The following is a 21,996-nucleotide window of genomic DNA, read 5'->3' as shown; positions in this document are numbered from 1 at the left end:
GCGGTTGGAAGAGTGTCGCCGCCATGACCTCTCCCGTCCTGCGAAGAGTCAGTCTTCTCGCCAGTGGCGCGCTCCTCGCCGCGGCCTGGTTCGCCTTTGCCCAGCCGGCGGCTGACCAGTCGTTGTCGAGTCCACGGGAAACGATGCGCGCCTTCCTCGAGGCCTTCGCGACCGACGATGGTCGTCCGGATCTGGAGACCGCGGCCGGCTGCCTCGATCTGGGGGATCTCCCGTTCCCGGTGCGGGCGCGGCAGGGAAGGAACCTGGCCAGCGAACTGAAGCACGTGATCGACCGGCTCGAGTTCGTGGACCTCGCTGGCATACCCGTTGACGGCGATCTGGACCGGTGGGTGTTCAACGACGACCTGTCCGCACCGATCGTGCTGGCGCCGGACGAGAACGGGAACTGGCTGTTCACGCGCGAGACGGTGGCAGCCATCCCGACGCTGTACCAGGATCTGCGGGACCGATCGGTGGTCGAAGGGGTCGAGGAAGCGCCGGTAACGGCGGCGACCTGGCTCCGGGATCGTGTTCCGTCCTATCTGCGGACCGGAGGCTTCGTCCTCCACCCGTGGCAGTGGCTGGCGCTGCCGATCCTCGTCCTGATCGGCTTGCTGATCGACCGTATCGTCGTCTGGATCGCCTACGGTCTGTTGTCCGGACCGCTGAACAGACGCTACGAGTCCCTCGATCTCCAGGGTGCGCGCCGTATCCTGCGCCCGACCGGACTGCTGGTCATGGCCGGAGTGTGGTGGCTTGGACTCCAGTGGCTCGGCCTGCCGCCCCGCGTCCATGCCTGGCTGGACGTGGTCGTTCTCGTGCTGTTTCTGCTGGCGCTCGGCCGCGTGGCATTCGCCCAGATCGATCTGCTCGGAACGGCGCTTCGAGCGCGCGCCGCCAGGGCCGAGAACCGGTTCCAGGACCAGTTGGTCCCGTTCGTCACGAAGACGCTGAAGGTGGCGGTCGCCATCCTCGGCCTCGTCTTCCTGCTCGCCCAGCAGGGGCGGGACGTGACGGCGCTGCTCGCCGGCCTGGGATTGAGTGGCCTCGCGGTGGCCCTCGCGGCGCAGGATCTGCTCAAGAACCTGTTCGGTTCGGTCACCGTCCTGCTCGACCGGCCGTTTCGCATCGGCGACTGGGTCAAGGTCGGTGACGTCGAAGGTGTGGTCGAGGAGATCGGCTTCCGCAGCACCCGCGTCCGGACGTTCTACGCCTCACTGATCACCCTCCCCAACGCCAGGTTGATCGACGCCTCGGTCGACAACTACGGCGCGCGGCCGTTTCGCCGGTGGAGCACTCGCATCAGCATCACGTACGACACACCGCCGGAGACCGTCGACGCCTTCTGCGAGGGGCTCAGGCAGATCGTCCGCGCCAACGAGTCGATGCGGCAGGACGCCTTCGAGATTCACCTGAACGAGTTCGGCGCCGACGGCCTGGAGATCATGCTCTACGTCTTCTTCCTGGCCCCGGACTGGAGTACGGAGTTGCGGCTCCGTCACGATCTGGCCCTGGACATTCTTCGACTCGCTGACCGGCTCGGGGTGCGCATCGCCTTCCCCACGCGGACGATTCAGTTGGAGGCTCCGACGGACGATTCGTGCGACTGATCCCCCGGAAGGACGATGCGAACCGAGAGTCCTCCGCCAGGCCTGGCGGCCGCGGTGATCGATCCGCCATGCTCCTGGACGATCCGGCGAGCGATCGGAAGCCCCAGACCGGTGCCTCCGCTCGAGGTCGAGAAGTAGGGCTCGAAGATCCGCTCCAGATCGCTGTCCGAGACGCCAGGGCCCCGGTCCGAGACGGTCAGGGCGACTGCGCCGTCCGGACCCCCGGGCTCGATTCTCACGAGCACTTCTCCATCCTTGCTGCTGGCCCGGAGGGCGTTCTCGATCAGGTTGCGCAGCGCTCTCTGCATCAGGCGCCGGTCGAACGCGAGGGCGGCATCCGCCGCTCCAGGCTCCGACTCGAAAAGGACGGCCACTGCCCCATGCGCCGTGCTTCCGTACCCCTCGACGACTTCCCGAGCCGCTTCCGCCAGATCGTCGGACGCCGGTCGGGCGAGCGGGATCCTGCTGTAGGTCGAGAACTCGCCCGCGGTCCGCGCCAGCTCTTCCACCTGCCTCAGGATGTTGCCGGTACACCGGTCGAATACTTCCTCCAGGCGGTCCGGGGCATCCCGCCACACCTGTCGCAGGTGTTCGGTCGAGAGCCGGATCGGCGTCAGCGGATTCTTCACTTCGTGCGCGATCAACCGCGCCATCTCGGCCCAGGCCTCGAGTCGTTGCGCGCGGACCAGATCGGCCCGCGCCGACGCGATACGAGCCGCCATGCCGTCGATCGCCTCGGCCAGCGTCCTGAGCTCCGTTTCCCGCGGTGCGAAGCCCAGCGAGGCCGCTCCGCCGGCAATGCGGTCGGCGCCGTCGATCATTCGCACCAGCGGACGGGTGAATCCTCGCGCGAGCCGCGCGCCGACGGTGACCAGCAGTAGCACGAGGGCGGTTGTGACGACCAGGGCCTGCCGCCTGAGGGCGGCCAGTTCTCGCGTAGCCGCCTCCTGTTGCGCCAGCAGCGGCACGGACACGAACAGCCCCGACTCTCCCGGGCGCACTTCCCCCAGAGACACCGGCGTGTACAGCTCCAGGTACGACGTGCCCTGCCGCGTGGTTTGTACCCGCGCGGCCGTCGGATGGCCAAGCAGGGCCAACCGGCTGTAGACGTTCCCCGGAATCCGTTCCGGCATGAGGCCGGCGGTGAAGAGGTCCGGCTTGCTGGACGCGTAGACGCTGCCCCGCCAATACAGGTTCACTTCGTGGCCCACGACCTCCGCGAGCCAGGACAGAAGCTCGTCGTCCAACTGGGCGTCAATCGAGAAACCTGCTTCCAGACCGAGTAGAAAGTCCGTCAGAACGTACTCGAGCGACACGAGAGCGGTACGGCCCGCGGCCTCCTGCTCTGCCTGAACCCGGGCCGCCAGATTCCGGAAGAGGAGACCATTGAGCAGCGTCAGCGGCACGATGGCGATCAGGGCAAGCACCGCCGTGAGGCGCACGGAGTAGCGCCGGATGTCGGGTAGCAGGCGTCTCCGCAGCTTCGCCGTGGGCAGGCTGATCAGGAGAACGGCGAATGCCGCCGCGGAGACCGCCAGCACGAGCCGCGTTGCCACCGTGGCGATCCGCCAAAGACGCTCCGCCACTGCCTCCTCCGGTAGCAGCGCGACGATCCAGAGGCCCGGCAGATCCGTAGGGCTGAACCAGGCCAGGGCCGGTCCCGCGGGGGTCTCGACCTTCAGGAACCGGCGCGGATCCACGGCCTCGGACGGCGGCGGCAACAGCCAGTCTTCCTGCCACGGCGAGACGAGGGGACGGCCGGCGCCGTCGACATAGGCAAGTTCCGCATTCGCCGACGGAACCGAGCCGCTTCGACTTCGGTCCGGGCCGCCCCGAAGCAGGCGTACCTGAAGCTCACCACCGGCGCCCGACGTGACGGGGCTCCAGACGTCGACTTTCGGCAGTGCCGCCGTCCAGAAACGAACCGTACCCCATTCCTGCCCGGCGGAGCTCAGCGACAACTCGTCCGAGGCGCTTCGCTGCTGCTGCCAGATCGGGAGATCACCCGATGGCCAGCGGGCGCTGGCCGCGTCGAGGCCGCCTGTTTCCGAATCGACCGGCAAGCCGTAGGAGAAGGTTGAAACCGGGCTCTCGCGGATCACGGCGAGTGCGGAGACCATCTCGGAAGCCGCCAGGGGTGATCGGCTCCAGAGTTCCAGAGCCAGGTCCTGGTGATCGTCGAGTTCGTGTGGGTCACCCAGGGCCAGCATTCTCAAGTCGGTCGCCGCGAGGAACGCGCTTGTCCTTTCCGCAACTGCCGCGACTCCCTCCGGAGGCGGAGCATCGAGACCCGCTCGAACGTTCTCCATGAGCACTGCGCGCAGCGCCGGCCTGTGGGTGACTTCCGCAAGCAGGCCGACGCCCGTGGCCGCCGCGGCAGCCGTCAACAAGACATGCATCCAGTCCCGCCCCTGCGACCAACCCAGCGCCCAGAACAAGGCTGCCGCGAGGATCAGCCAGGCCGCCAGCAACACCGCCCAGTCACCGATCGGACCCCCGAAGGAAGTCCCCGGATCCGGCGGCGCACCGGTGGCTTCGGTCACCCAGATCCGCCACCGGAAGAGACCGTAGCCGGTTGCCGCCACGATGCCGGTCAGGCCGAGAGTCGCGATCCCCGGGTGAGGCCTCGCGGGCGTCCGGGCGCTCCAGCGCCGAAACAGCCAGACCACCGACAGGCCGACCCCGAGAGCGAAGGTCACCAGAGTGAACCAGGTGCCGATGGACGAGGACGGCTCGGCCGCGGGTTCGAACCGGAGCCGTAGCCAGGGTCCGGGAACGCCATCGGGCGGACCCAGCTCGCGAATGCCGAGTGCCTCGAGAGCGGGGGTCAGGGGTTCCGCGGAGTGATCCCGAACTGACCACCTGACGCCGTGGCGCCTGAGTCCGAAGGGCGTAGGGAACGGCAACGAGTCGGTCGGGAAGCTGTTGCCGACGATCAGCCGCCAACCGCCCTCTCCCGCGCTCATGTCGATGGCTGCATAGAGCGAAACCGCCGTGAAGCCGGCGGTCTGGCTGATGCCTCCAGGCAACAGCCGATCCAGGGGCAGATCGTGTCGAAGTCCCGAACCGCCCCAGGCCTGCGCCAGGCCGTCGGGACCGACCAGAACCAAGGTGCGTCCTCCCGTACGGCTGGCCCGGTCCAGCTCCTCGAACACGCTCAGCCTGGCCTCGACCGAACCGAGGGGCACGTCGACGGTGCTGCGGACACTCTCGGCCGCGCGTTCGGCATCCGCCAGCAAATCCAGCAGCAGGTCCCGGTAGGTGGATTCCATCGCGGCCGTCTGGGCGCGCGTCGGTAGCGGCGCCTCGTCGCTGCTCCGTGGCCAGCGATCGACCGCGAACAGGACGGCGGCCAGACCAAACAGGCCGAAGATGATGCGAAGCTCGGCCGTACCTCCGCCGCGCCGGCCCGCCGAGGCAGTCATGGTTCCGTCGCTGCCGCCCGTACGGACCGGAGGATCCGGGCCGCAACCTGCTCTTCGTCGCCGGCCGAGGTGTCGATCAGCTCGTAGGTTTCATCGCGCCTCAGCGGCGAGGCGCTACGGCGGATGTCGCGCTCGTCCCGGGCGCGCATCTCCCTCAGCAACCGGCCGCGGTCGCCGCACTCGCGGCCAGCGAGTTGGCGCATCCGGCGCTCGGCCCGGATCTCGAGCGGAGCATCCAGATAGAACTTGTGCGGGGTTTCCGGAAAGACGACCGTGCCGATGTCCCTTCCCTCCACCACCGCGCCCTCCCTGGCGGCGAACTCGCGCTGCTTCGCAACGAGCCAGGAGCGCACCGCCGGGTGGACGGCAACCCGCGAGGTCGCCGCGTCGACCCGCGGGGTTCGGAGCTGAACGCCCGGCGCTGCCCCGTCCACAACCACCTCGGCTTCGTCATTGCGTGGGCGTAACTCGAAGTGGAGCCCCGCGATCAACCTGCTCATTGCCAGCCCGTCGGCCGGATCGAGATCTTCCTCCAGGGCCTTCCACGCGACGGCCCGGTACATGGAGCCGGTATCGAGGTAGGGCACGCCGAGTTGCGCCGCCACCCGGCGCGCCACGGTGCTCTTGCCGACGCCGGCGGGACCGTCGATCGCCACGACGGTCATCGGCGACGCGGTTTCCGTCGGCGCCGGCCGGGAGAGCCTTTGCGCGGCCCAGGTCCCGAGTTCCCGCGAAGAGCGGCGAGTTCATCGGGGGAGAGCTCTCGCCAGGACCCGAGCGGAAGCTCCGCGTCCTCAAGGCGGCCGATTGCCACGCGACGCAGCCGCTGCACCGGATGCCCGACGCGGAAGAACATCTCGCGGATCTGGCGCGTCCTCCCCTCGACCAACTCGATCTCCCACCAACTCGAGGCACGGGCCGGGCGGGCGCCGCGCCGGGCCGGCGCCCGGGTCAATCTCACCGGTGCGGTCCGGCGACCCGCGATCACCATGCCGCCTCGAAGGCGCGCGATCGACGAATCCGCCGGAAGGCCCCGGACCTTGGCGAGGTACCGTTTTGAACAGCCGAAGCGAGGGTGGGTGAGGCGATGCGCGAGGTCGCCGTCATCGGTTACCAGCAGCAGACCCTCCGTGCCGTAGTCGAGCCGCCCGACCGGCTTCAGCCGCCGGCGCCACCTGTCAGGAATGAGGTCCATCACCGTGGGCCGACCCTCGGGGTCCGACCGCGTGGTCACGTAGCCCGACGGCTTGTTCAGCAGGACGTATCGCGAGGCGGCGCGCCGACGGATCGGCTCACCGTCCACCAGTACCGCGACCGGAGGCTCTCCTGCTGGGGCAACCCGGTCGCCGAGCACCGCCACGCGGCCGTCGATCGTGACCCGCCCTTCCCGAATGAGATCCTCCGCTGCCCGACGAGACGCGATACCCGCTCGGGAGAGGACCTTCTGGAGCCGTTCGCCCCGCCGCCGCTCAGCCATCTCCTGAGTCCACCGGCGCCAGGGTGAGCTCGGACTGAGGGACCTCTTCCGCCGCCGCCGCCAGGAAGGTCTCCTCGAACTCTTCGAGCGGCGGCAGTTCCGACAGTGAGCGCAGGCCGAAGTGAAGCAGGAAGTCGCGCGTCGTGGCATAGAGAAACGGGCTGCCCACGACCTCCTTGCGGCCGGCGATACGGATCAACCGCCGCTCGAGCAGCGTCTTGAGGACACCGGCGGAGTTGCGGCCCCGAAGGTCCTGGACCTCGGGGGTGGTCACCGGTTGACGGTAGGCGACGATCGCCAGCGTTTCCACCGCGGCCATCGAGAGCTTGCTACGGCCGGCGACATCGAAGTACTTCCGCAGATAGGCATGGAGGTCCGGGCGCGTCACGAGCCGGTAGCCGCCGCCGGCGTGATCGACGACGACTCCGCGGTCAGGCTGCGCGCCGGACTCATCGGCGCGGTAGCGCGCCAGGACGGTCTGAAGAGCTTCGCGCGCCTGCTCCCGGGAGTTCTCGGGGAAAACCTCGAGCAGCTTCGTTTCGGATTGCGGATCCGGGCTCGCGAATAGCAACGCCTCGAACACCGCTGCCATCTCCGCCTGGTCGGTCATCCGGTGAAGTCCTCAAGCAAGATCGGATCCAGCGGCCGGGTCGTGCGAAAGATCAGTACCGATCTGTCCCCGGATGAGTGGAGCCGGACCAGGTTCAGTCTCGCCATCTCGAGCACCGCCAGGAAGCAGGCGATCGCCTCGGCCCGGCTCGACAGCGCGAAGAGGTCATCCTGGAGGTCGAGCGACCGGCCGCCATCGAAGCGCCGCAGAAGCCTCTCGATCTGGCCTCGAACGCTGAACGTCTCGCCCTGGTAGGTCAGCGGACTCGGATGCTCCTCGTCGTAGCGCTTCAGCACGTTGCGCAGGACCTGCAGGAGGTCGAAGAGGGAGAGATCCCCCATGTCGAACTCCTCGTCGTCGTCCCCGGGCGCCGCGGCAGGCGTGCCGCTCCGCGTCCACAGCCCATGGCGGAGATCGTCGACCTCCGCGAGCGTCTGTGCCGCTTCCTTCAGCCGCTGATACTCGAGGAGGCGTTCGATCAGCTCCCGTCGCGGGTCCTCGGGCGCTTCGCCCGCTTCCGGTTCGGGTCGGGGCAGCAGCACCCTGGCCTTGAGCTGAATCAGCAGTGCAGCCTCGTAGATGTACTCGGCGGCTATGTCCAGATCGAGCTCGTCCATCAGCGCCAGATACTCGTGGAACTGGTCGCAGATCAGCGCGACCGGGATGTCCGTGATCTCGATCTCGTTGATGCGGACCAGGTGCAAAAGCAGGTCGAGCGGACCCTCGAAAGCAGGGAGCTGGACCCTCCACGACGCCGGCAACAGGCTGCCGTGCCCATCCACGAGCTTCATCCGGGTGGATTCTCCCACACTGCCGGCACCGAAAGGCCCGCCGAGCCCACAGCCTCGAACCAGTGCCGGGCCGCGTGGTGCGGGCGAAACCGCCGATCGAGGCGCTGCCGTCCAGCCTCGCCGCGAACTCGCGCCGCACCAGGATCGGAAATCGCCTCGATCAGCGCGGCGGCGAGCGCGGCCGAGCGTTCAGGCGGGACGAGCCAGCCGGTCTCCCCATCGACCACGACCTCGGGAATGCCGCTGACCGCGGACGCGATGACGGGGACGGCGTCGCTCATCGCTTCCAGCACGACAAGAGGCATGCCCTCGTAGGTCGAGGGCACGATCAGCGCGGTCGCCCGCCGCCTCAACCGCGCCGCTTCCGACCGCGAGCAGCGTCCCGCCCAGTGAATGCAGGAGTCAAGTCCGAGCCGTTCGCACATTGCCTCGAGCGCCCCCCGGCGCTCGCCGTCGCCGGCCACGACTAGGCGCGGGCGGTGGCCGCGATCACGGACCTGCGCCATCGCCTGCAACAGAATCTCCATTCCCTTCCGTATTCGCAGCCGGCCCACGGCCAGCACGTACGGTTCGCCGACAACCGGTTCGTCCCGGCCGGCGGCGGCCGCCGACTCCCCCGCGCGTGCGTCGAACGGCGCGCCGGTGACGTTCGGCACCACGCGCACATCCTCCACGCCGTAGTCACGCTCGATCTCGCGCGCGGTCGCCCGGCTCGGGGCGAGCCGCACGTCCGACCGCCTCGCGGTCAGCCGGCCGAGCGCGATGTGCAGGGGAGTCCGGAGCGCCCGGAACAGCAATTCGCTCCGAACGGGTCGGGCGACCACCCTGGCATCCTGGTCACGATCGACGAGTGGGCGGACCGCCTGACGTTCCCGCACGTAGCTCACCTGTTGGAGTGCCACCAGCAGCGGCCTCGACGCGCGGTCGAGCCGCGCGAGATCGCGGATCACCAGGCCGCCGTCGCTTTCGTGCACCTGCACGATCTCCGGCCGCCACTCCCGGACCACATGCCGGACAGCACTCCGCGCCCGCCAGGGAAAGGCGACCTTCGAGACGTTCGGTCCACAACGGTCACGACCCATGATGTCGACTTCGCAACCGGCCTGCCTCAGCCCCCAGGCGAGCTGCAGCACCTGTTCCCCGGCGCCGGACAGGTCCTTCGGCGGCAGCACGTTGGCGACCAGCAACACTCTCATGGCAGAAAGCCGGGGATGCGCCGCCCCACCTGTCGCCGCAGAGCGTCGTTCTCGGGATCCGCCAGACGGTCCAGCAGTTCGGACGCGTCCCGCCGCGCCGCCACCAGCCAATCCCAGTCGCGCGCCAGGTCGCCGAACCGAAACTGCGGCAGACCGGCCTGACGCGTACCGAGAATCTCGCCCGGTCCCCGTTGCCGCATGTCCTCTTCCGCGATCCGGAAACCGTCGGTCGAGTCCGCGAACACGCTCAGCCGCCGTTCCGCCTCGGCCGAGGGCTCCCCCGCGATCGCGATGCAGAGCGGTTCTCCCAGCCGTGGATCCGTACCGCGACCGATCCGCCCCCGCAACTGGTGCAACTGGGCGAGACCGAAACGCTCGGCTCCCAGAATGACCATCGCCGTCGCCTCGGGCACGTCGACGCCGACTTCGATCACGGTCGTCGCCAGCAGGACCTGGATCGACCCACCGGCAAAGCGGCTCATCGTTTCATCCCGCTCCTGGCGCCGGAGGCGTCCGTGCACGACGCCGTGGGGAACCGCGAGCGCGCGCGCCCATTTCGGGCCGGACTCCGTGAGCGAAGGCAGTCCGGCGGCAGCACCCTCCCCGCCGTCGATCAGGGGAAAGACGACGTAGGCCCGGCCGCCACGCTTCAGTCGCCTCCGCACGTCGTTCACCGCCTCCTCCATCCCGCCGTCCGTCGTCACCCTGGTCTCTATCGGGCGGCGACCGGGAGGCATCTCGTCCAGGATCGACACGTCGAGATCACCGTACACCGTCAGCGCCAGCGACCTGGGAATCGGGGTCGCCGTCATGACCAGGAGGTCCGGTCGCTGGCCCTTCCGAACGAGGGACTGGCGCTGGACGACGCCGAAACGATGCTGTTCGTCGATCACGGCGAGGCCCAGCCGCGCGAACCTCGTACGTTCCTCGATCAGGGCGTGCGTGCCGACGACGAGGTCTACCCGGCCGTCCGCGATCCCCTCCTCCACCGGGCCGCCGTCGCTGGTCACGCGCTGCCCCGAAGTGACGAGGGCGACCGTCATGCTGGAGCCGAGCAGTCGTTCCAGGGAAGCGAAGTGCTGCTCGGCCAGGAGCTCGGTCGGCGCCATCAGCGCCGATTGCAGGCCGCTCCCGGCGGCGATCAGACAGGAGAGGGCCGCCAGGACCGTCTTGCCGCTGCCCACGTCGCCCTGTACCAGACGGAGCATGGGCTCCTCTCCGGCGAGATCGTCGCCTATCTCTCCGAGCACCCGTTCCTGCGCGCCGGTCAGGCGAAACGGCAGAAGCCGGGTCGCCGCCGCCCACGCGTCGGCGTGGGCGCGGTAGCGATGGGGTTTCCCGGATCGACGCCGCTGGCGACGGACCACGGCGAGTTGCAACTGCTGGAGCAGGAACTCCCCGTAGGCGAGGCGGGCATGGGCCGGACTCCGCCTGGCGTTCAGTTCCCCGATCGAGGCTTCCCGCGACGGCGAGTGGACTTCCGTCAGGGCCTCCGCCAGTCGGGGTAGCTCGTGCTTCGTCCGCTCCTCGCGTGGAAGCCACTCCTCGATCCACTCGGGTCCCGAGGTGTCCCGCAGCGTCCGGATCGCACCGGCAACGAGCCGAGCCACTCGGGACGGCGGTACCTCCCCGATCCGCCCGTAGACCGGCCGCACGCCGCCGCCGTCGGATTCTCCGCCACCGATCCGCTCGACGGACGGATTCGAGAGTTGCCAGGGACCGTCCGCACCGCGTCGGCGGAGTGGGCCGTGCAGGAGGTAGGGCACGTCCTCTTCGAGTTGCCGCGCCAGGTAGGGGCGGTTGAACCAAACCACGCCGACCCTGGCTGCACCGTCGCAGGCGACCGCCTCCACGCGGGAGAAACGTCGCCGCCCAAACACTCGTTTCAGGTTCTCAAGTCGCGCGACCACGGTCAGGAGGCCGGGCTGCACGGACTCGGTTGCGTCGTCGTCGGCTCCGGGCAACCGGCCCAGCGTGCGACGGTCCTCGTAGCGGAGCGGGAGGTGCGCCAGGAGGTCCGCGATCCGCCGGCAGCCACCGGCGGCCAGACGGCGCCCCAGCACCGGCCCGACGCCGCGCGCACTGGTGATCGGATCGCGCGCGTCCATCGTCCCCGCCAGAGCTACCGTTCGACTTCGAGCGTCGCGTTCCGGACGTCGAGGGACACACTGGCGCCCAACGGCACGGTGTGGTTCGGCGCCTGGTGGCCGGCCGGCAGTCCGGTGAACAGCGGCGCGCCGAGCGCAGCGGCGAAGTCGATCAGGCTGGCGCGCGCATCGCAGTTCGTGAAATGGCCGGCGATCACGGCGCGAACACCGGTCGCCTGACCGGATGTCCGAAGCTGGGTGAGCAGCCGGTCGATCCGGTACTCCGGTTCGTCGATGTCCTCGAGGACGAGGATCGAGTCCTGGAAGCTCGGCAGCAGCCCCGTTCCGACCGACGCGGCCAACATCGTGAGACACCCTCCGAGCAGACGGCCTTCGATCGCCGGAGGTCGGCCGGCCGACGATCCCGCGGAAACCCGGTCGAGCGCCCAGGGGCCCGAAAGCCGGCCCGCGAGCGCGTCCAGGAAAGAACGGCGCTCCTCGGGCAAGAGACCCCGCGCCAAGTCCACCGCCATGGGGCCGTGAAAGGCCATCGTCCCCGTCCTCGAGACCAGCGCCAGGAGCAGGGGCGTCAGGTCCGAGTAGCCGACGTACGGGCGCGGCCTGGCGGCGAGCAGAGCCCAGTCGACCTGTCCGAGGATGCGGGGGACGCCGTAGCCCCCGCGCGCGAAGACGATCGCCGCAATCGAGACGTCGGCCGCAAGTTCATGGAAAGCCTCCAGGCGCTCTGCGTCCGAGCCCGCGAACAGCGGCCGTCCGCTGAGCGACGCTTCGGGCCGCAGGTTGGCTGCGAGAACCGGCTCGAAGCCGAGTTCCTCCAGGCCGGCAACGCCGGCGGCCAGCCGGTCCCGGTCGATTCGGCCCGAAAGCGCGGCGATCCCCACCCGGTCGCCGGGCTTCGCCGCGGGGGGACGTTCGGCGGCGGAAACACGCTGGCCGGGTTGGAAGGTCAAGTGCCGGAGGACCTCGTAAGCCGGATTCTGTTCATCCCATAGCCCGAGGGCTTCGGGAGGCGGCCATTCATCTATGCGACCTACCCGGAGAACGTCCCGCGCCGCGAGCGGCCGGAACCGGGACGGACAACCCGATCCGCTCTCCCTATTTGGTCTTGCTCCACATGGGGTTTGCCATCGCCTCGGACCGTCGCCGGCCGAGCGGTGCGCTCTTACCGCACCGTTTCACCCTTGCCTGCCCTCGACAATCCCTGGGATCCTCTCGGACCCCGAGGGTCGAGGGCGGGCGGTCTGCTCTCTGCTGCACTTTCCGTCGCGTCACCGCGCCTTGCCGTTAGCAAGCATGCCGTCCGTTGGAGTCCGGACTTTCCTCCCCCGGCGGTTTCCCGCCGGCAGCGACCGCGTCCAGTCCTCCGGCAGGGCAGAGACTAGCAGCGTGCGCCGCGGTTTCCGTCCCTTCACTGCCGGGAGCGTGAGCGCTCGCCGTGGATCGCGGCGTGGACCGAGCGCGCCAGCTTCGGTCCGAGCACTTCGCGCAGTTGCTGTTCCGAGGCCTGGGCTACGCCGGCGTAGCTGCCGAAGCGTCGCACCAGCAGCTTGCGCCGTTGCGGCCCGATACCCCGGAGGTCGTCGAACCGGCTGTGCAATGCCCTCCGGGAGCGGCGGCGTCGGTGGCGGGAGACGGCGAAGCGGTGGGCCTCGTCCCGAACCTGTTGCAGCACGCGAAGGCCCGCATGGCTCCGCCTCAGCCTGAGCGGCGCGGGACGGGCCGGAACGTAGAGCTCCTCCTTTTTCTTGGCAAGCCCGACCACCGGGGTCTCGTCCACCCCCAAGTCCACCAGGGCTTCCAGCGCGGCGTTCAACTGTCCACGCCCGCCGTCGATCAGGATCAGGTCGGGCATCTCTCCGACCTCGTCGAGCACGCGACGGTAGCGGCGGCTCACCGCCTGGCGGATCGCGGCGAAGTCGTCGGCCTGGGAGAGACCGCGGATGTTGAAGCTGCGATACTGGCCCTTGACCATCCGCCCGTCGCTCCAGACGACCAGCGAGGCGACGGTCTGGCTGCCGCCGAAGGTCGAGATGTCGAAGCCCTCGATCCGCCGCGGCGGATCGGCCAGGTCGAGCGCCTTCCGTAGCGCCGAGCCGGCCTCGCCGCCCGCGCCCCCGCCGCGGAACCGGCGGCGGAAGGCCATCGCGGCGTTGCGGTTGGCGAGCGCGATGCGTTGCGCCTTCGGCCCGCGCGACGGCATGCGGAGGTAGACCCTGGACTCCCTGCGGCTGCTCAGCCATTCGATCAGCGCCTCCTCGCCTTCGATCGGCACCGGCAGGTGGACCTCCTTCGGAATCAGCGTCGTCCGGTCATAGAGCTGCGGCAGCAGCTCGGAGAGCAGGCGCTCGGCGGTGATCCTGGGGACGCCTTCCCAGAACAGCTCGCGGCGGTCCAGCACCTGACCGCTCCGCATGACCAGAACAGTGACTGCCGCGTTGTCGCCGCTCGTGTGAACGCCAAAGATGTCGACGTCCTCCCCGCGGGCCGAGCTGAGCTTGCGGCGCTGGCTGACCTCGTTGACCTCGTGGATCGTGTCGCGCAGCCGGGCCGCCGCCTCGAACTCGAGTTGGTCCGCGAGCGTCCGCATCCGGGCACGCAGGTCCTTCAGCAGTTCCTCGTTCCGGCCGGCCAGAAACAGCCGGGCCTTCTCCACCGCCTCGGCGTAGGCTTCGTCCGTGGTCAGCCCGTCGACGCAGGGACCGAGGCAGCGCTTCATGTCGTAGTAAAGGCAGGGCCGCGGCAGGCTGCCGTCGATGTCGATCCGGCAAACCCGGATGCCGAACAGCTTCTGGGTCAGCTTGATCGCCTTGCGGGCCAGCCCGGCCGGCAGGTAGGGACCGTAGTACTCCGCCCCGTCGCGACGGATGCGGCGGGTGAAGGCAAGCCGCGGATGTCCGTCGGTCAGGGTCAGCTTGAGGTACGGGTAGGTCTTGTCGTCGCGGAGACGGATGTTGAAGCGCGGCTGGCGCTTCTTGATCCAGTTGTTCTCGAGCAGCAGGGCTTCCGCCTCGGAGTCGGTCACGACGAACTCGACGTCGACCGCGTCGTGGAGCATCAGCGCGATGCGCGGATCGTCGGCCGGCTTGCGGTAGGCGGCGCCCCTGCGCCTGAGGAACTTCGCCTTGCCGACGTACAGCGCCTCCCCCGCCTCCGATTTGAAGATGTAGATCCCCGGCAGGTCCGGCAGTTCGCCGAGCTTGCGGGAGAGCTCCGGGTGCATCAGCCCATCACCTTGAGTTCCCGGAGTTCCCTGAGCCGGTCCCGGAGCACCGCGGCCTGCTCGAACTCGAGTCGCTTCGAAGCCTGCTTCATCGCCTTCTCGAGGCGCGCGATTCGACGTTCCAGCGGCATCTCGGCCGCGTCCTCGCGCAACAGGTCCTCCACCGCGGCCTCCGCTTCCGCTCCCGCCTTGTGCAAGTAGTCCAGGTTGCTCATCTGCACCAGAGGACTGTGCACCTCCTTCAGGATGGAGGCCGGTTCGACTCCGTGTTCCCGGTTGTAGCTCTCCTGCACCCGGCGCCGTCTCTCCGTTTCGCTGATCGACCGGTCGATCGACTCGGTCCGCTGGTCGGCATAGAAGATCACCCGGCCGTTCAGGTTGCGGGCCGCCCGGCCCGCCGTCTGGATCAGCGACACCTCGCTACGCAGGAAGCCCTCCTTGTCAGCGTCCAGGATGGCGACGACCGACACCTCGGGCAGATCGAGGCCCTCGCGCAGGAGGTTGATGCCGACCAGAATGTCGAAGTCGCCGCGGCGCAGGGCGGTTGTGATCTCGACCCGTTCCAGGGTGTCGATGTCGCTGTGCAGATAGCGCACCCTGAGACCGAGCTCGTTCAGGTACTGGGTGAGTTCTTCCGCCATGCGCTTGGTCAGCGTCGTCACCAGGACGCGCTCACCACGGTCAATGGCCTCGCGGGCCTCGGCCACCAGGTCGTCGATCTGATTCGCCGAAGGCCGCAGTTCGATCCTCGGATCGAGCAGTCCGGTCGGCCGGATGATCTGCTCCACCACGACCCCGCCGGTTCGTTCCAGCTCGAACGGCCCCGGGGTCGCCGACACGTAGATTCGCTGGCCGCAACGCTCCTCGAACTCGTCGAAGCGCAGCGGCCGGTTGTCCAGCGCGCTCGGCAGCCGGAAGCCGAACTCCACGAGGGTTTCCTTGCGCGCCCGATCGCCGCGGTACATGCCGCCGACCTGCGGAATCGTCTGGTGGCTCTCGTCGACAACGAGCAGGAAGTCCTCGGGCAGGTAATCGAGGAAGGTCGGCGGCGCTTCGCCCGGCGCCCGTCCGGAGAGGTGGCGGGAGTAGTTCTCGATCCCGGCGCAGGAGCCCAGTTCGCGGAGCATCTCCAGGTCGTAGCGGGTTCTCTGCTCCAGCCGCTGCATCTCGAGCAGACGGTTCTCCCGCTCGAGGGCCGCCAGGTGCTCGCCGAGTTCCTCCCGAATCGACGCTATCGCGCGCCGCATCCGCTCCTCTGGCGTCACGTAGTGATTGCGCGGGAAGACCGGGATTCGGTCCACCTCCTCGAGGACCCGGCCGCTGATCACGTCGAAGCGGCAGACCCGGTCGACCTCGTCGCCGAAGTACTCGACCCGGATGCCGCGGTCGTCGTAGGCGGGGAGAATCTCGAGCACATCGCCGCGCACCCGGAAGCTGCCGTGGAAGAGATCGAGGCGGGTGCGCTCGTACTGCATCTCGGCCAGGCTCCGCTGGGCCCGTTCGAGCGGCAGTTCGACCCCGCGCTCGAAGAACTGGAGCATCGAAAAGAAGACGTCCGGCGCGCCAAGACCGTAGATGCAGGAGACGGAAGCCACGATCAGAACGTCGCGGCGCTCGAACAGGGAGATCGTGGCCCGTAACCGCAGGCGGTCGATCTCGTCGTTGATACTCGTCTCCTTCTCGATGTAGGTGTCGGACTGAGGAACGTAGGCCTCGGGCTGGTAGTAGTCGTAGTAGGAGACGAAGTACTCCACCGCGTTGTGCGGGAAGAAGCTCCTGAACTCCTGGTAGAGCTGGGCCGCCAGCGTCTTGTTGTGAGAGAGGACGAGCGTCGGCCGGTTCACGGCCTCGATCACCTTGGCCACGGTGTAGGTCTTGCCCGAACCGGTCACTCCGAGCAGAACCTGTTCGGGGAGGCCGGTCCGGACTCCGTCCGCGAGTTCACCGATCGCCGCCGGCTGATCGCCCTGCGGGCTGAAGGGAGACACGAGTTCGAAACGTCCGGTACTCCCGGCGTCGGAGGGGAACTCGGCCCGGGAATCGACGGCCCGCCGCAAGTCAGCCTCCCGGGTCGGACGCCGCGATGTTCTCAAGGCGCTCCGTCAGCCGGCGCAGGTCGTCCTGATCGAAGAGGCCCCGCTCGAGCCTCCGGAGCGCGTCGGTGAGCGCCAGTTGCAGGCGGCGATTGTCTGCCGGCGTGGCCGCTCCGCTCCGGTAGTGCTCGAGCACGGAATCAAACGCCCGCTCCAGACGTTGACGTTCGGCGTGCTGCACGTCCTCCGGCAGCTCGGTCACGATCCGTTCCCGGCTGAAGTCCAGGACGTATTCGAGCAGTTCGTCAGCCTGGGTGACCAAAACGCCGAGGCCGACCAGCAACAGCACGACGATCAGGCCGCAGCCCACAAGCCCTCCGACCAGGCAGCCGCGACGCTTCCGATCCGGGTCCGCCGGCTGAGCCGCCGTCGGCTCGGGGAAGGGTTCCGGCAGCGGCGGCAGGTCGGACGCCTGGTCGGCTTCGGGAGTCATGGAACGCGCCTTATGATATTCGCGAGATGAACGCGGTGCGGAAAGCCCCGGACGCGGTGCGAGGCTGGTGCGTCAGGCACTGGCGCTGGCTGGCGCCGGTCGCCGTCACCCCGATCGCGGGCGTGCTCCTGGGCGTCGGCGTTGCCGCGGTGATCGATCTGCCGCAGGTCGAGACCGTGGCCGAACTGACGCCCAGCCAGATCACCCGGCTGAGCGACCGCCACGGAGAGCCGTTCAGGAGCTACTCCGTCGAGAAGCGCATCCTGCTCGCCGAGGGCGAGGTGCCGGAACCGTTCGCGCGTGTCCTGCTCGCCGCCGAGGACCGGAGCTTCTACACCCACGCCGGCTTCGACATCATCGGCGTCTTTCGCGCGGTCCTGCAGAACTGGCGGCGCGGGGAGCGTTTCTCGGGCGCCTCCACGATCACCATGCAGGTGGCGCGGATGCTCTTCCTGGACCGGGCCAAGGTCTGGCGTCGGAAGATCCGGGAGACCCTGCTGGCGGTCGAACTCGAGAAGCGTCTCAGCAAGCAGCAGATCCTCACTCTCTACTGCAACCTCACCTACTTCGGCCACGGCAACTACGGCGTCGAATCCGCGTCCCTCTACTACTTCGGCAAGCCGTCCGCCGAACTGACCTACAGCGAGGCGGCGACCCTGGTGGCGATCGTGCCGAGTCCGAGCGTGTGGACGCCCTACCTTCGGCCGGAGATCGTGCGCACACGACGCGACGCCATCCTGCGGATGCTCGGCGAACGCGGCGTGATGACGCGGAACGAGGCCGTCGAGGCGGCAGCGACATCGCTCAACGTCGTCACGCAGCGAGAGCCGAAGCCGGTCGCGCCCTACTTCGCGGAGAAGGTCCGCCTCGACCTGTACCGCTCGTACGGGCAGAAGGGGTTGTACGAGCGCGGCCTGCAGGTGCAGACGACTCTCGACCAGAGAATGCAGAGCGCTGCGGGGCAGGCGCTGCGCGGAGGGTTGGTGAGGATCGACCGTCTGCGTGGCTACCGTGGAGCGGTCGCCCGGGTGAACGAGGACGATCTGACCGCTCCGGACCTGGCCGAGTCATTCGGCGGCGTCCTGGCCAGGTGGGTCGGCTTCGAGCCCGAGGTGGGCGTTTGGGCGCCGGGTGTCGTTCTCCAGCGCGGGCGGGAGAACGCGGAGATTCGGATCGCGGATCACCGTTTCATGCTGGAGGCCTCGGGCTACGAGTGGACGCGCAGGGATTCTCCGCCGCTGCGGAGGGGCGATGTCGCGTGGTTCGAGTTGCGGTCTGTCAGCGATGATGCCGCTACGGATGGCGACGAGGGCACGGACCAGGCGCGCTTCGAGCTGGAGCTCGTCCAGGAACCGCGGATCGAGGGCGCGGTCCTGCTGCTCGAGTCGGCGACCGGTGCCGTGCGTGCGATGGTCGGAGGCTGGGACTACGATCGCAGCGAGTTCAACCGCGCCTTTCAGGCCCGGCGCCAGGTCGGCTCCCTGTTCAAGCCGCTCGTGTTCGGCGCCGCCTTCGAGCACGGCTTCACCCCCGCCGACACCCTGTTCGACGCGCCCGCCGCGTTCCTGGGCGCCGACAACCAGCTCAACTACAGTCCCCGGAACTTCTACCGGCAGTATCTGGGCATCGTGACTTTGCGGCGGGCCCTGGAAAGGTCGATCAACGTCACGTCGGTCAAGCTCCACGACATCGTCGGTGCGGAACGGGTCGTCGACTTCGCCCACCGCACGGGCATCCGCTCGCCGCTCCTTCCCTATCCGAGCCTCGCCCTGGGCGCGGCCGACCTGACCGTGCTCGAGGTGGCGACCTCCTACGCGACGATCGCCAACCTGGGTGTCCACGTGGAGCCCTACTTCGTCGAGCGCGTCACGACCCGCGACGGCCGCGAACTCGATGCTCACGTGCCACAGGCATCGACCGTCGTCACGCCCGAGGTCGCCTTCCTGCTCACCCACGTCCTCTCGGGTGTGGTCCAGCGCGGCACAGCCCAGTCTGCGCGGGCTCTCGGCCTCGCGGCCGTCGCCGGGAAGACCGGTACGACAGACGGGTTCACAGACGCCTGGTTCGCGGGCTTCACACCCCGGTACACCCTGGTCGTCTGGGTCGGCTACGACCAGCAGCAGCGAATCGGAAGGAACATGACCGGCGCCGTGGCGGCTCTGCCGATCTGGAACGAGGTGCTCCGCCTGGGTATCGAGGACGGCTGGCTGGACCCCACTCTGACCTTCACCAGGCCCAACCAGGTGCGGCTGCGGCAGGTCGAGTACCACTCCGGCCTCCTGCCGGCGCGGCGCCGGTCCGGCCAGCGCGTCATCGAAGAGGCCTTCATCGTAGGCACCGAGCCGGTCCTTTCGTTCGACCCCGAGACTCGCGCGGTTTACGACCTGCCGTGGTACCAGCAACGCGCACTGTACGGCGAGCCGAAGGCGGGAGAGAACATGCCGGAAGACCTCTTCGACTGGACGCCGATCATGCGCGGCTGGCAGAAAGGCGACAGAGCCGAGGGACTCTAGGAGCCTGCGCCGCAGAACGCGGCGAAGCAAGTGCTGCGACGCAGGGTGCTAGTGAGGTGGGGGCTGGGGCCAAACATGGAGCCTGCGACAGATTTGGCGGCGCTAGCGTTCCGGCCGCAGGCCGATCAGGGCGTAGTCGCGGTAGCCGAACAGGAAGTCGTCGAGCTCGTCGCGGAGCCGATTCAGCCGGTCGGCCAGCTCCCGGCTCTGCCCGTCCAACCCGTCGACCTGGATCTCCGGCAACCGCTCCTCCTCGGGATACGGCCGAAGGTCGAGTCGCTCGATACCGGTGAAGCCCGCCTGTTCGTAGCACGCGGACAGCGCCTCCGGATGAACCGGTCTCTCGTGTGTCGGATCAAGCCAGAAGCTGCGGGCCGTCACCGCGACGGAGAGCGGATTCGGCGTCTCCAGCACCAGAATCCCTCCCGGCCGCAGGGCCGCGAAGGCGAGGCGGACCAGACGCTCGATGTTCTCCGGAGCGAGATGCTCGATGACGTGGAAGGAGACGACGCCGCCCAGAGATGCCCGCTCGGTCTGGACCAGCGCGGTCAGCGCGTCGTTCTCGTCGACGTCAAGACCCTGCTCACGGCAGTGCCGCACCATCGCCGAGGAGGGATCGACGCCGCGGCACTCCACGCCCTCGGCTTCCAGCAGCGCCAGGGCTTCACCCCGGCCGCAGCCGAGGTCCAGGACCGGCGCCGCCCGACGGAGCCGCGGCAAGTAGACGCGGAGGCGGTCGCGGATGTCCTCTTCCCTGCCTCGGAACCTGTGCTCGAAGTCGATGTAGGAGACGTCCGCGTCGGCCTCTCGGAGTTCCTTGTGCCCCTCCGGGCTCTGGGCGAGGGCCGACCGCAACAACCCGGCCAGTTCGTCCGCTTCCCTCCGGTAACGGTCCAGCTTGCGGTCGACCCGGCCGAACAGGGCGTCGTCGTGGCGCATGACCTCGTCGAGCCCTTCGCGGAGGAAGTTCTCCAGGTGCCGCGTCCGGTGGTCCAAGTCGCCGATACGCTGCTCGAACAGTCGCTCCACGCGTTCCTGGTGGTCCCTCCACGCCTGGAGGTGGTGCTCGAAGACATCGAGCAGAATCAGGTTGAAAACCCGCTGCCGCTCCCAGAGATCGTTCTGGGGCAGCGAAACGAAGGGGCGCAGAAGCCGCTTGAAGGCGACGAGCAGACGGCCGGCGACACCGCGATGGCTGCGAATCGGAAACGGAATGTCCCGCTCCCAGAGATGGCGCCAGTCGCCGAGATCACGCGTGGGCTGTTCTCCCAGGAAGTCGGCGACTTCCGGTGAGGCTCCCGCGCCGGAGCTTTCGCTATCGGCCCTAGGTTTCAGGCACTACCTCGATGGCGACTTCGGCGATGACCTCCGTGTGGAGGTCGACCCGCACCAGGTGCTCGCCCACCGTCTTGATGCCGCCGGTGAGATCGATCATCCGGCGATCCACCTGCACACCGGCGGCGGCGAGCGCCTCGGTCACCTCCGTGGGGGTCACGGAGCCGTACAGCGTCCCCGTCTCGCTGGCTCGCTTGGGGATCGTCAGCTTGACCGCCGCGAGCTCCGCCGCGACCTCGGCGGCCGCCGAACGCTCCGCTTCGTGGCGAGCGTCGAACTTCTTCCTCTGCGATTCGAACCAGAGCTTGTTCGACTCGGTGGAAGGCGCCGCCAGCTCCCGCGGATAGAGGTAGTTGCGGGCGTACCCGGGCTTCACGTCGACCACCTGGCCGCGCGTGCCCAGTCCTCTCATGTCCTGTAGCAGGATGACTTCCATTGCCTCGTTCCTCGCCGCCTCGGTCGCCGCCGATGCCTGCGGTCAGTCCGTTGTGTAGGGGATCAGGGCCAGGAAACGGGCCCGTCGCAGCGCGCGGGCGAGCATCCGCTGGTGCCGCGCGGAGTTGCCCGAGATCCTGCGCGGCAGGATCTTGGCCCGTTCCGGCACGAAGGAGCGCAGCGTGGCGACATCCTTGTAGTCGATGTACTCGATCCCGTCGGCGGTGAACTTGCACACCTTGCGGCGGCGGAAGAAGGTTCTGCGCTTCGGCATTTCTAGACGCCTCCAGCCGCCTGGCTCGGGATATTGGCCATGGTCGTCTGCTGGACCGGCTCCTTGCCCTTGCTGGCGGCGCGTTTCAGGTCGAGGTCGGTCCGCACCACCAGGTGGCGCAGGACCTGCTCGTTCTGGAGCATCCGCTGTCCGATCTCGGCGAGGCCGTTGTCGCCTCCGTCGGACTCCAGGTAGTAGATGTGGTAACGGCCTTCGGTGAACTTCCTGATCGGATAGGCGAGCCGCCGCTTGCCCCAGGATTCCTCCTGGGTGATCCGCAGCTTGCCGTCAGCCACCAGCAGCTTGCCGAAGGCATCGCTCAACTCCACGGCCTCCTCATCCGAGAGACGTGGATCGGCGATGAAGACGAGTTCGTATGTCCGTGTCAATCGTTCATCCTCTTGATGTGGGCGCCGGATCGCCCGACGACGGGCGTTCCGGCCGCGACGCTGGCGGCGCGTTCCCGCGCCGCCAGG

The 21,996-nt window shown here is 68.6% G+C and carries 18 protein-coding genes and 1 other RNA gene; 3 read left to right on the top strand and 16 right to left on the bottom strand.

Going from position 1 to position 21,996, the window contains the following annotated elements; translation table 11 throughout:
* Window positions 1–23 precede the first annotated feature (23 nt).
* Window positions 24–1,610, top strand: coding sequence for a mechanosensitive ion channel family protein (locus OXI49_08435; protein MDE2690530.1), 1,587 nt, complete (start codon window positions 24–26; stop codon window positions 1,608–1,610).
* Here the strand turns inward: OXI49_08435 and OXI49_08430 are convergent.
* The 12 genes from OXI49_08430 to OXI49_08375 form a co-directional block, all read right to left on the bottom strand.
* A complete protein-coding gene (locus tag OXI49_08430) occupies window positions 1,574–5,035 on the bottom strand; it encodes an ATP-binding protein (GenBank protein ID MDE2690529.1) in 3,462 nt (1,153 codons plus the stop codon). The genes OXI49_08435 and OXI49_08430 overlap by 37 nt on opposite strands.
* Window positions 5,032–5,700: a (d)CMP kinase gene (gene cmk, locus OXI49_08425; protein MDE2690528.1), complete on the bottom strand. Its 669-nt coding sequence runs from the start codon at window positions 5,698–5,700 to the stop codon at window positions 5,032–5,034. The genes OXI49_08430 and cmk overlap by 4 nt, the downstream gene beginning before the upstream one ends.
* Window positions 5,697–6,512 (bottom strand): pseudouridine synthase, encoded by an 816-nt coding sequence (locus tag OXI49_08420; GenBank protein MDE2690527.1) that lies wholly within the window; start codon window positions 6,510–6,512, stop codon window positions 5,697–5,699. Before OXI49_08420 ends, cmk begins: the two co-directional genes overlap by 4 nt.
* Window positions 6,505–7,122: an SMC-Scp complex subunit ScpB gene (scpB, locus tag OXI49_08415; GenBank protein ID MDE2690526.1), complete on the bottom strand. Its 618-nt coding sequence runs from the start codon at window positions 7,120–7,122 to the stop codon at window positions 6,505–6,507. Before scpB ends, OXI49_08420 begins: the two co-directional genes overlap by 8 nt.
* Window positions 7,119–7,913, bottom strand: a complete 795-nt coding sequence (locus tag OXI49_08410) for a segregation/condensation protein A (GenBank protein ID MDE2690525.1) — start codon at window positions 7,911–7,913, stop codon at window positions 7,119–7,121. Before OXI49_08410 ends, scpB begins: the two co-directional genes overlap by 4 nt.
* Window positions 7,910–9,109, bottom strand: coding sequence for a glycosyltransferase family 4 protein (locus OXI49_08405; protein MDE2690524.1), 1,200 nt, complete (start codon window positions 9,107–9,109; stop codon window positions 7,910–7,912). The genes OXI49_08410 and OXI49_08405 overlap by 4 nt, the downstream gene beginning before the upstream one ends.
* The gene (locus OXI49_08400) at window positions 9,106–11,217 is read right to left on the bottom strand and encodes an ATP-dependent DNA helicase RecG (protein ID MDE2690523.1); all 2,112 of its coding nucleotides are present in this window, start codon (window positions 11,215–11,217) and stop codon (window positions 9,106–9,108) included. Before OXI49_08400 ends, OXI49_08405 begins: the two co-directional genes overlap by 4 nt.
* 14 nt (window positions 11,218–11,231) lie before the next feature.
* Window positions 11,232–12,167, bottom strand: a complete 936-nt coding sequence (locus OXI49_08395; GenBank protein MDE2690522.1) for an LD-carboxypeptidase — start codon at window positions 12,165–12,167, stop codon at window positions 11,232–11,234.
* Window positions 12,167–12,584: RNase P RNA component class A (rnpB, locus tag OXI49_08390), an RNA gene on the bottom strand. Before rnpB ends, OXI49_08395 begins: the two co-directional genes overlap by 1 nt.
* A 41-nt stretch (window positions 12,585–12,625) precedes the next feature.
* On the bottom strand, window positions 12,626–14,437 hold the full coding sequence (gene uvrC / locus OXI49_08385) for an excinuclease ABC subunit UvrC (protein ID MDE2690521.1): 1,812 nt from the start codon (window positions 14,435–14,437) through the stop codon (window positions 12,626–12,628).
* On the bottom strand, window positions 14,437–16,494 hold the full coding sequence (gene uvrB, locus OXI49_08380; protein MDE2690520.1) for an excinuclease ABC subunit UvrB: 2,058 nt from the start codon (window positions 16,492–16,494) through the stop codon (window positions 14,437–14,439). The genes uvrC and uvrB overlap by 1 nt, the downstream gene beginning before the upstream one ends.
* A 1-nt stretch (window position 16,495) precedes the next feature.
* Complete coding sequence (locus tag OXI49_08375; GenBank protein ID MDE2690519.1) at window positions 16,496–16,963, bottom strand: hypothetical protein; 468 nt, start codon at window positions 16,961–16,963, stop codon at window positions 16,496–16,498.
* A 26-nt stretch (window positions 16,964–16,989) separates the two neighbouring features.
* Here OXI49_08375 and OXI49_08370 point away from each other — a divergent pair, with 26 nt between their 5' ends.
* The gene (locus OXI49_08370; protein MDE2690518.1) at window positions 16,990–19,476 is read left to right on the top strand and encodes a PBP1A family penicillin-binding protein; all 2,487 of its coding nucleotides are present in this window, start codon (window positions 16,990–16,992) and stop codon (window positions 19,474–19,476) included.
* Between the two features lie 102 nt (window positions 19,477–19,578).
* Here the strand turns inward: OXI49_08370 and OXI49_08365 are convergent, their stop codons facing one another.
* Window positions 19,579–20,472 (bottom strand): class I SAM-dependent methyltransferase, encoded by an 894-nt coding sequence (locus OXI49_08365; protein ID MDE2690517.1) that lies wholly within the window; start codon window positions 20,470–20,472, stop codon window positions 19,579–19,581.
* Here OXI49_08365 and OXI49_08360 point away from each other — a divergent pair.
* Window positions 20,452–20,769, top strand: a complete 318-nt coding sequence (locus tag OXI49_08360; GenBank protein ID MDE2690516.1) for a hypothetical protein — start codon at window positions 20,452–20,454, stop codon at window positions 20,767–20,769. The two genes, OXI49_08365 and OXI49_08360, sit on opposite strands and share 21 nt — an antisense overlap.
* 31 nt (window positions 20,770–20,800) lie before the next feature.
* On the opposite strand, the gene rplI is transcribed toward OXI49_08360, so the two are convergent.
* From rplI to rpsF, 3 genes are read right to left on the bottom strand one after another with little or no spacing between them, the layout of a single operon-like run.
* A complete protein-coding gene (gene rplI, locus OXI49_08355) occupies window positions 20,801–21,247 on the bottom strand; it encodes a 50S ribosomal protein L9 (GenBank protein MDE2690515.1) in 447 nt (148 codons plus the stop codon).
* 42 nt (window positions 21,248–21,289) lie between these two features.
* Window positions 21,290–21,520 carry a 30S ribosomal protein S18 gene (gene rpsR / locus OXI49_08350; protein MDE2690514.1) on the bottom strand — a complete coding sequence of 77 codons (231 nt, stop codon included), beginning with the start codon at window positions 21,518–21,520 and terminating at the stop codon, window positions 21,290–21,292.
* 2 nt (window positions 21,521–21,522) lie between these two features.
* The gene (gene rpsF / locus OXI49_08345; protein MDE2690513.1) at window positions 21,523–21,909 is read right to left on the bottom strand and encodes a 30S ribosomal protein S6; all 387 of its coding nucleotides are present in this window, start codon (window positions 21,907–21,909) and stop codon (window positions 21,523–21,525) included.
* Window positions 21,910–21,996: the final 87 nt, after the last annotated feature.

The sequence above is a fragment of the Acidobacteriota bacterium genome, from assembly GCA_028875725.1.
GTDB lineage: Bacteria > Acidobacteriota > Thermoanaerobaculia > Multivoradales > Multivoraceae > Multivorans.
Note: the sequence above shows the minus strand (reverse complement) of the source record. Positions and strands in the feature narration are given on the sequence as shown.

Bases quoted from the DNA above. Each gene is read 5' to 3' on its own strand.
- OXI49_08435 (MDE2690530.1), top strand. From the start codon at position 24: ATGACCTCTCCCGTCCTGCGAAGAGTCAGTCTTCTCGCCAGTGGCGCG.
- OXI49_08430 (MDE2690529.1), bottom strand. From the start codon at position 5,035: ATGACTGCCTCGGCGGGCCGGCGCGGCGGAGGTACGGCCGAGCTTCGC.
- cmk (MDE2690528.1), bottom strand. From the start codon at position 5,700: ATGACCGTCGTGGCGATCGACGGTCCCGCCGGCGTCGGCAAGAGCACC.
- OXI49_08420 (MDE2690527.1), bottom strand. From the start codon at position 6,512: ATGGCTGAGCGGCGGCGGGGCGAACGGCTCCAGAAGGTCCTCTCCCGA.
- scpB (MDE2690526.1), bottom strand. From the start codon at position 7,122: ATGACCGACCAGGCGGAGATGGCAGCGGTGTTCGAGGCGTTGCTATTC.
- OXI49_08410 (MDE2690525.1), bottom strand. From the start codon at position 7,913: ATGAAGCTCGTGGATGGGCACGGCAGCCTGTTGCCGGCGTCGTGGAGG.
- OXI49_08405 (MDE2690524.1), bottom strand. From the start codon at position 9,109: ATGAGAGTGTTGCTGGTCGCCAACGTGCTGCCGCCGAAGGACCTGTCC.
- OXI49_08400 (MDE2690523.1), bottom strand. From the start codon at position 11,217: ATGGACGCGCGCGATCCGATCACCAGTGCGCGCGGCGTCGGGCCGGTG.
- uvrC (MDE2690521.1), bottom strand. From the start codon at position 14,437: ATGCACCCGGAGCTCTCCCGCAAGCTCGGCGAACTGCCGGACCTGCCG.
- OXI49_08375 (MDE2690519.1), bottom strand. From the start codon at position 16,963: ATGACTCCCGAAGCCGACCAGGCGTCCGACCTGCCGCCGCTGCCGGAA.
- OXI49_08370 (MDE2690518.1), top strand. From the start codon at position 16,990: ATGAACGCGGTGCGGAAAGCCCCGGACGCGGTGCGAGGCTGGTGCGTC.
- rplI (MDE2690515.1), bottom strand. From the start codon at position 21,247: ATGGAAGTCATCCTGCTACAGGACATGAGAGGACTGGGCACGCGCGGC.
- rpsR (MDE2690514.1), bottom strand. From the start codon at position 21,520: ATGCCGAAGCGCAGAACCTTCTTCCGCCGCCGCAAGGTGTGCAAGTTC.